The organism is Campylobacter concisus, assembly GCF_002913865.1.
Classification (GTDB): domain Bacteria; phylum Campylobacterota; class Campylobacteria; order Campylobacterales; family Campylobacteraceae; genus Campylobacter_A; species Campylobacter_A concisus_AM.
In genome coordinates this window covers 1-8,449 of record NZ_POYX01000067.1, presented here as the reverse complement: position 1 = coordinate 8,449, position 8,449 = coordinate 1, and the positions used below count along the sequence as shown (strand labels likewise).

Here is an 8,449-nt window from a genome sequence, read left to right as displayed (position 1 = left end):
GCGCAGCTAAAGCAAATTTTGGTTTGGTAGCCAAATTTGACATTTTCTCTCCTTGTAAAATTTGTGCCATTTTGTTTCTATTTTCTTTATGATAATATTAATCATTATTATAATTTATAAATTTATCAAAAACTCAAATGCTTTAAAATCATAAAATTTTTAGCCATTTTTGGCTAGACTAAGAAAAAAATTAAAGGAGAATAGATGTCTAAAGAGTTCAAAGACGCAAACGAATTTAAGGAATTTTTTGAAGAATTTAGAAAAAAAGATAGTTACAAAGATCCAGTTGCTTTTGGCATCGCAAGAGTCGATCGCGGACAAAAAAATAGCGACAAAATTTTGCAGGCAAGTTACGCCGTTGTAAATTATAAAGAGAGCTTTTTAAGTGCAGCTGCCTTTATATATGCCTTGCAAAAGTGCGATGTTGAGGTTGATTTTAGCGCTCACGAGTTCGTAGCCGATCTCACACCAAAGGTAGCAAAAAAGGCTAGCAAGCTCTTTAGCGTCTTTGAAAAAGATATAAAATCACACAAAAACGTGGAGAATTTACACGCTGTAAAGATGGCATTTGATGACGATCTTGAGCTAAATGAGAATAAATTTAAACTTGTATTTTTATTTGAAGATGCAAAGCCACTTAGCGTGGAGACCGTCTATCTCAAGCTCTACTTGATCTCACTTGGCAAGGTCGCACCTAGGACGATCGTGCTTGATGGAGCATTTGGAGTGCTACCAAATGTCGCATGGACTAGCCAAAATATCCCGATCGAGCTTGAGTGGCTAAGAGAGAATGAAATTTCGCTAAAAATGTTTGGCGAGTATCCAGCGATCGTGAGCGTGGATAAATTCCCAAGATTTTTAAGTCACATCATCCCAGCTGATAACACGAGAATTTTAGACGCTGCCAAAGTTCGCATGGGCGCAGCTGTGCATCCTGGCACAGTCGTCATGCCAGGGGCTGCTTATATCAACTTTAACGCAGGCACGACTGGTGGCGTGATGGTCGAGGGCAGGGTCAGCAGCTCTGTCGTAGTGGGCGAGGGCAGTGACGTTGGTGGCGGAGCTAGCATACTTGGCGTGCTAAGCGGCACGAACGGCAACCCTGTAAGCATCGGCAAACACTGCTTGCTTGGCGCAAACTCAGTCACAGGCGTGCCTCTTGGTGATAACTGCATCGTGGATGCTGGCATAGCGGTGCTTGAGGGCACAAAGGTCTATATCTCAGCAAGCGAGCGCGAAAAACTAGCTAAGATAAATCCAGAGTTTAAATTTGAGGCTGAAATTTACAAAGCGCTTGAGCTTGGCGGACTAAACGGACTTCATTTTAGGCAAAATAGCCAAACAGGACAGATCACCGCGAGTGCGAGCAAAAGGGCGATCAAGCTAAATGAGGCACTTCATTAAAAGGAGCTAACATGAAAGTTGGCATTTTGATGTTTGACAAGATAAATTTGTTAAGCTTTGCCAAAATTTATGATTTTTTACATAAATTTGAAGGTTTTAACATCAAAACCTACGCTCTAAAGCCTGAAATAGTCGATGAATTTGGCATTAGACTTCATCCTGAAATTTACGCCGAGAGCCTTTATGGCGTGGATATATTGGTCGTGCCAGATGGCGTCGGTGCGCTTGGACTTAGGTATGATGAGATATTTTTAAGCTGGATAAAAAGCTCGGCGAGCGCGAAATTTAAGATCGGCTTTGACCTTGGCGTGCTCATCCTTGGTGGGGCTGGATTTTTAGAGGATAGAGAGGCCTGCATAAGGGGTGGATACAAAAACGCGCTAAGTGGCTACTGTGAGGTAAATGACGCCAAGATGTGTGAGAGCAGGGGCGTGATAAGTGTTAGTGAATTTGATGATGAGATCAAAGAGCAGCTCGCAAAAATCCTAACTAAAGATAAAATTTAAGGGCTTTGGCTCTTAAATTTTGATAGAAATTTTATCTTTTTAATGAGTTTATAGCTTGACTTATGGCGCTATTTACCGCTTCTAAATGCCACTTTATCCATGCCGTAAAGCCAAAATTTGAATTATTTTCAAGCCTTGTTGTTTGCTCTAAAATTTCATAATAAACTTTTTTATTTGCGTAAATAATGCTCGAGATAGAAAACGGCTCAATGCTTTCACTAGCCAAGCAGTAGTGCGCCAAAGCCATTGTCATGCGTCCGTTGCTGTCATCATAAGGATGGATGATTACAAACCAAAGGTGTGCTAAGGCGCTTTTTACATAGGCGTTTTCGGAGCTTTTATTGATAAAATTTAAAAAATTTCTCATTTCATTTTCTACGCGCTCTGCTGGCAAGGCTTCATAGTGGATTTGCCTATTTTTGAAGGAGCTTGAGACTACGCTCATCTCATCATCTCTAAATTTAGCTCTTTTTATCTTGTGGTTTTTGCTTTGGCTATATTCAAACAAGGCATTGTGCCAGCCATGTAGTCGCTCAAAGTTCATAGGAGCTTTGTTTAAATTTGCATCAAGCATTAGCGAGACTAGATTATCGCTATGTCTAGTCGCATGAGTGTCAGCTAGCCAGTCAAAATTTTCATCTAGTCTCTTTTTTACCGATGAGTGAATGCTTGATCCATTAAGTCTCTCGCCCTCTATGAGAGATGAGCTTATTATTTCATCTTCAAGCGCGCTAATTTGCGCCTTTAAAAGATCGTTTCTGTTGATCTTAAAATTTCGTGATTTTGCTCTAGCCTATTTGCAAGGGTGTCTATTGCGCTTTTGTCGAAAGAGAAATTTGGGTAGTTAGGATGCTATCATATCCAAAGGTTTTGTAATTTTTACTTAATGTATTGAACTTATTTATAGCAGTAAAATTTGATATATGCATTGCTTTTGATTTGTTATTTTGTAAAAATAATTTTTTGTTAGAAAATAGAGCTAAGGAAAGTTAAGGCTAGATAAGATTATCTACCTAGCCTATAATCTCTTCTGGCATCCTTATAACCACGTCTATAACCACGATCAAAACCATCATCGTAGTCGTCATCGTTATAGTAGCCGTCGCGGTAACCACGCTGAAATCTATCATATCCATTTTGATAGTATGGACGGTAGTTAGGCGGATATGGTGCATAGTTTGGATCAACAGGATAGTAGCCATTTGCACGACAACTATCCTCGTCAAATTTTTCTATTCCGTTGCGAAATTTATAGCTTTCTATTTTTTTATCAAAGCTATCAATACTTCTTATGTCGCCATAAATTTTAGCCATTTCTCTTTGATTTATAAGACCACAAAGCCTAGCTTCAACTTTTTTTTCGTAACTCATAGAAAACAAAAAAGTTAATGAACAAAATAAAATGGCTATAAATTTCATATTAATCTCCTACTTTTAGGCTTCCACCTTTGCCAAGACCACCCTTTACGGTTTGTGCTTTGTAATCTTTTAGGGCGATAACTAATTGATTCATCGAATCAAGGAAAGCATTTACAAGTGTTTTTCCCTCAGGTGTTCTTGAATATGCGCCAAGTCCAGCACCAAGAGAAGCGCCAGCGCCGCCACCCATGCCAAAGAAGTCAGTGCTAGAAGCTGAGCCAATGGCTGCTGCTAATTGAACTCCTGAGCGATTTTCTATAAGAACCAATGTGGTTTGTGTCTCTTTTGTTGAAAAACCACCAGCTATAGCACCTGCTGCACTACCAAAAAGTGCTCCAACAACACCGCCTACGCCACCGGTATCTTCATTACTAAAGAAAATTTCAGGACGAATAGTATAATCAGCCGCTACCATTTTGCCTTTGCCAAAGCCAGAACCGCTACGTAGTTCGCCTGATCTATCAAGTGCGCGCTCTTGCATCATATTATCCATCATAGCACCACGTTCAACTATAACAAAACAACCTGTTTGTTGTGCAAGAAGACGCAAAACGGGAATAGTTGATGTAAGCTTATAGCTGCGTGTTAAATATGAATACCAGTCGGAATTTTGGTCTTCATAAAACGCAAGTGTTCCAAGAGTGCTACTACATTTTTCTATTTTAGTATTAGCATTATTGTTGTTGCTTCCAGCAGCACTGCCAGTTACGCCATTGCTATTGCCAGTTGCACAACCACTTAAAAGTAAAACTCCAAGACCTACGCTTAGTAAAGATGAACTTAACTTCATTTTTATTCTTAATGTTTAAGTTAGTCTTAGAATTATATAAGAGTAAATATTATAAAAATATTAATATAAAATTTATGTTTAACAACATAATGCAAAATTATTTTTATGAAAATTTAAGCGGCCAGCAAGATGCCAGCCACATAAATTATTCGACAGTTACGCTTTTTGCGAGGTTTCTTGGCATATCGACATTGTTGCCAAGTCTAACAGAAATTTCAAGTGCAAGTAGCTGAAGCACAAGCATCATCTCGAAAAATTCGCTCATATAGTGATCTTGAACGCTTGTTTTTACGTAGTCATCACTTAGTTCAAACTCAAGCGGACTTATCGCTAGGATATATGCATCTCTTGCAGCAAGCTCTTCGACATTGCTCTTTGCCTTTTCATAAAGTAAATTTTGAGGCATTAAAGCGATCGTAAATAGCTTCTCATCTGCAAGTGCGATAGGACCGTGTTTCATCTCGCCTGATGGATAGCCTTCGGCGTGAAGATATGAAATCTCTTTAAGTTTTAACGCACCTTCAAGCGCAAGCGGATAGAAGATGTCTCTACCGATGAAGAAGAAGCCATGACCGTGCAAATAGTGCTTGCTTAGGCGGTGAAGCTTCTCTTGCAAAGTGTTATCTATATTTAAAATTTGTGGTATATGAAGAAGCGTTTTGATCTCATGATCAAGCTCTTTTTTGCTGATAGATCCCTTTGCAGATGCCATTTGAAGTACAAGCATCCAAAGCACGATGATCTGCGTTGCAAATGCCTTTGTACTTGCCACACCTTTTTCGATGCCAGCGCGAGTTAGAAGCGTGTTATCAGCTAGCCTAACGATAGAAGAGTTATCGACGTTGCAAATCGCAAGTGTCTTTAGCCCAGCTTCTTTTGCTATCCTAAGTGCCTCAAGAGTATCAGCTGTCTCGCCACTTTGTGAGATGACGATAAAAAGCGAGTTTTTGTTTAGATAAGGCTTTCTATATCTAAATTCGCTCGCCACTTCGACCTTTGTTCTAACTTTAGCAAGTCTTTCAAAAAGATAGCTTGCAGTTAGCGCTGCATGATAGCTCGTACCGCACGCACAAAGCACGACATCATTGATACCTTTTAGGTATTCATCGTCTAAATTTTCAAGGGTGACTTTGTGGTTTTTAACCCTGCCCATAATGGTTTCAGATACAACTGCACCTTGCTCGTAAATTTCTTTCTCCATAAAAAATGTATAACCCTCTTTTTGGGCATAGCTCTTATCTTTTGGCAAAGCGTTAAAGGTTATGCTAGCTTTTTTGCCGTGTTTAAAAACAGCTATTTCATCTAAGCTCACATAGCCGTAGTTATTGTCATCAAGATATGCCACTTCGGTTGCGTTGCCAATAAGCGGCGCATCTGATGAGGCAAAATATACCTCTTTTTTGTCACTTTTGCCTATCGCCATAGGAGCGGCATCTTTTGCGAAAAATATCTTATCAGGCGCAGTTTTGGTGATAAGTAGCGTCGCGTATGCGCCTCTTAGCTTTGCAATAGTCGCCTCATAAGCTTTAAATGGGTCTTTTTTCTCTTTTAAAATTTCTTCAAAAAGATGCACGATCACTTCGGTGTCGGTTTGGCTCATAAATTTCACACCCTTTGCCTCAAGCTCATCTTTAAGCTCTTTGTAGTTTTCGATGATGCCGTTATGAACGACAAATGAGTGCTCGCCAAGGTGCGGGTGAGCATTGATCTCAGTTGGTTTGCCGTGAGTTGCCCAGCGTGTGTGACCTATCGCCACGCCAAAGCCCTCTGATGTAAAGTCCTTTGTCTTTAGGGCTAAATTTTCAAGTTTGCCGACCGCTTTAAAGAAGTCGATCTTGCCATCACTCATCACAGCCATGCCAGCGCTGTCGTATCCGCGATACTCAAGCTCTTTTAGACCGCTTAAAATGACCTCTTTTTTCTCTTTATCTCCGATGTATCCTACGATTCCACACATGTTTTACTCGCTTATTAATAAATTTAATATCTCTTCGCCTTTACTCTCAAGTCGCTCGTTTTTCTCGATCAAAAAGAGATTTCTCGTTCTATTTTTAACCGTCTGAATTCTAGCACTCGTGACTTGAAAATGAAGCCTGTCAAAAACACTCATCACATAAGCCATTAGCCCGCGCTGATCTTTTGCGTTGATGCTAAGTTTGGCATAATCTTTTGAGTGATTTAGCTCGAAGTTTATCTCATCTTTGTTAATATTTGGTTTCAAAGGCTCTCTTAAAACCTCGCTATTTAGTGATTTTAGGGCTAAAATTTTAGTATTTTCAAGCTCATGATTTTTTACATTTTGGTTAAAGTCAAGCCTGATATAAAATTTCTTCTCAAAAAGCTCAAATATCTCCATATACGCAAGGTCAAATTTGGCAAATTCATAGAGCAAGGCGCTTAAATTTAGGCTCTTGTTTGTATAAATTTGAATGCTTAAATTTTTACTATTGTTTATGAAAATTTCTGTTTCGTTTAAGCTATCAGCTACTTTGCTTAAATTTATGATCTCGCTCGCGCTATATTTTGTAAAGACCAAATTTGATGTGATCTTGAAAATTTTCTCTTGTAGCTTTGGCTCAAGCGCCAAAAACTCGCTATTTCTTTTTATAGACTGCTCTTTTTTTACCCGCCTTGTCGCTTCATCAAGTAAATTTTCATCGCTAAATGCACTAAGAGAAATTTCATAAAGCTCCCTTAAAAGCTTTGCTGTGTAAGCGTTGTAAAGCCTCTCATTTGTGGCGTTTATCACGCAGTAGCTAAGGATGTAAAGTAGCTTTAAAACCTGCTTGTCGCCAAGCTTTGAGATAAAGGCAAAGATGACGCGCTGCGAGTAGATGTCCTCTCTGTTTGAGACGTTGCTCATTAGGGTGTGGTATTTTATCAAGATGACGCCGATATTGATAGCTTTTTGGCTTAAATTTAGCTTGTTAGCATAGGCTCTAAAGATATTTGCGCCGATATTTGCGTGATCTTTTCCGCCAAGTCCTTTGCCAACGTCATGCATAAGCGTCACGATCTTTAGCATCGTTTTGCCCTCCAAGCAAAGCTCAGCGTAGAGATTTTTTATAAATTTATCTTTTATATTTTCAAGAAATTTGACACTTAAAATGCTATGCTCATCAACCGTAAATTCGTGATAGCCGTCATATTCTGCTAGCTGGGAGATATGCTCCATCGGTTTTATCAAAATTTGTATCATCTGCGCATCTAGTAAGGATTTTAAGATGGCGTAGGAATTTTCTCTTAAAAATATCTTCTTAAACTCGCTTATAGCGCGCTCTAGGCCATCTTTTGTGATGATGGCTCGCTTGATATAAAAGATCGCGCTTATATCAAATTTATAATCCACATCTTTTAGCTCTAAAAGCTCATTTATGAGATCCTCGATGAGCGCTGGCCTTTTGTGAAGCGGCACGTAGATGACGCCATTTATCTCATAAAAGCCATTTTTTAGCCTAGCAAATTTTCTCTGCTCGAAGCTTAGCTCGCTTTTGAAAAATGGCCTGCAAAGCGAAGCCGCGATAAATCTTGAATAAATGGCTACGTTGTTCATCGAGCTTAGCATCTTTTGGCTGATGACGCTCTCGTTATCTTGAAGCTTTTTGGACTTTGTCTGCATGAAATTTGTCGTGATCTCAACACTTGAAGCGCTAAAAGTATCGGTGTTTTGAGTTAAATTTAAAGCACTTAGCAAGCTTAGTAAAAAATCCACATTTAAATTAAAACTTGCGATCTCTTTTTCATTCATCACTTTAAGGGCTTGCGATCTAACCGAAACGTCGCTATCTAGGCAGTTTAGTATGCAGTTTAAGTGGTAAATTTCATCGATCCCGCCAAAGCCACTTTTTAAATTTGGCTCTTGTGCCAAGTAGCTTATGCTAGAAAATGGCAAAAATGCCTTTAAATGGTAGTTTAAAAAGGCTTTTTTATCAAATTCTTTTATCTTTATGATCTCGCTTTTTACTAGGCGGTAGAGGCTTTTTGAGCCGCAGATGTAGCGAAGTTGTGAGGTTTCGCTTTTAAATTTAAGGTCATCTTTGAAATTTATAAAAATTTCATCCACTTCGGCAATTTTTATCACAAATTTCATGCCAGAGTTATCTAAAATTTCAGAAAATTCTTTTAAGAAATTTTTTATATTATAGCCCTTTAAATTTTTATAAACTAGTAAAATTTCAAGCTCGCTATTTGCGCTAAGCAGCGTTTGAGCGTATTTGCCAGTGGCTAGAACGCTAAAAGCAAAGCTGTCATTTTGTGGCACAAACTCATCAAAAAATTCTCGCATAGTTTCATTTAAATAAGATTTTATAAAATCATCATACTCTTTGGC

General features: G+C 38.8%; 7 protein-coding genes and 1 pseudogene. 2 read left to right on the top strand and 6 right to left on the bottom strand.

The features are described 5' to 3' along the window. Nucleotides 1-204 precede the first annotated feature (204 nt). On the top strand, nt 205-1,404 hold the full coding sequence (locus CYP77_RS04415; RefSeq protein ID WP_103567846.1) for a tetrahydrodipicolinate N-succinyltransferase N-terminal domain-containing protein: 1,200 nt from the start codon (nt 205-207) through the stop codon (nt 1,402-1,404). 11 nt (nt 1,405-1,415) lie between these two features. After that, entirely contained in the window at nt 1,416-1,910 is a 495-nt protein-coding gene (locus tag CYP77_RS04410; RefSeq protein ID WP_103567847.1) for a hypothetical protein, read from the top strand. A gap of 31 nt (nt 1,911-1,941) precedes the next feature. Here CYP77_RS04410 and CYP77_RS04405 read toward each other — a convergent pair whose 3' ends face one another. From CYP77_RS04405 to CYP77_RS04380, 6 genes and pseudogenes are all read right to left on the bottom strand, one after another. Continuing rightward, a complete protein-coding gene (locus CYP77_RS04405) occupies nt 1,942-2,484 on the bottom strand; it encodes a Fic family protein (protein WP_103567848.1) in 543 nt (180 codons plus the stop codon). Nucleotides 2,485-2,562: 78 nt separating this feature from the next. Then, nucleotides 2,563-2,676, bottom strand: a pseudogene (locus CYP77_RS10350) (DUF4172 domain-containing protein); the annotation flags it as partial. Nucleotides 2,677-2,915: 239 nt separating this feature from the next. Continuing rightward, nucleotides 2,916-3,281: a gamma-glutamyl phosphate reductase gene (locus CYP77_RS04395; RefSeq protein ID WP_258032449.1), complete on the bottom strand. Its 366-nt coding sequence runs from the start codon at nt 3,279-3,281 to the stop codon at nt 2,916-2,918. A gap of 49 nt (nt 3,282-3,330) precedes the next feature. Further along, complete coding sequence (locus CYP77_RS04390) at nt 3,331-4,119, bottom strand: peptidoglycan-binding protein (protein ID WP_103567850.1); 789 nt, start codon at nt 4,117-4,119, stop codon at nt 3,331-3,333. Nucleotides 4,120-4,264: 145 nt separating this feature from the next. Beyond that, nucleotides 4,265-6,076, bottom strand: a complete 1,812-nt coding sequence (glmS, locus tag CYP77_RS04385; protein ID WP_103567851.1) for a glutamine--fructose-6-phosphate transaminase (isomerizing) — start codon at nt 6,074-6,076, stop codon at nt 4,265-4,267. Nucleotides 6,077-6,079: 3 nt separating this feature from the next. Next, nucleotides 6,080-8,449 (bottom strand): HD domain-containing protein (locus CYP77_RS04380; RefSeq protein ID WP_103599698.1); only part of this gene is annotated, 2,370 nt, incomplete at its 5' end.

Coding starts and splice junctions, on each gene's coding strand:
- CYP77_RS04415 (WP_103567846.1), top strand. CDS start 205: ATGTCTAAAGAGTTCAAAGACGCAAACGAATTTAAGGAATTTTTTGAA.
- CYP77_RS04410 (WP_103567847.1), top strand. CDS start 1,416: ATGAAAGTTGGCATTTTGATGTTTGACAAGATAAATTTGTTAAGCTTT.
- CYP77_RS04405 (WP_103567848.1), bottom strand. CDS start 2,484: ATGCTTGATGCAAATTTAAACAAAGCTCCTATGAACTTTGAGCGACTA.
- CYP77_RS04395 (WP_258032449.1), bottom strand. CDS start 3,281: ATGAGTTACGAAAAAAAAGTTGAAGCTAGGCTTTGTGGTCTTATAAAT.
- CYP77_RS04390 (WP_103567850.1), bottom strand. CDS start 4,119: ATGAAGTTAAGTTCATCTTTACTAAGCGTAGGTCTTGGAGTTTTACTT.
- glmS (WP_103567851.1), bottom strand. CDS start 6,076: ATGTGTGGAATCGTAGGATACATCGGAGATAAAGAGAAAAAAGAGGTC.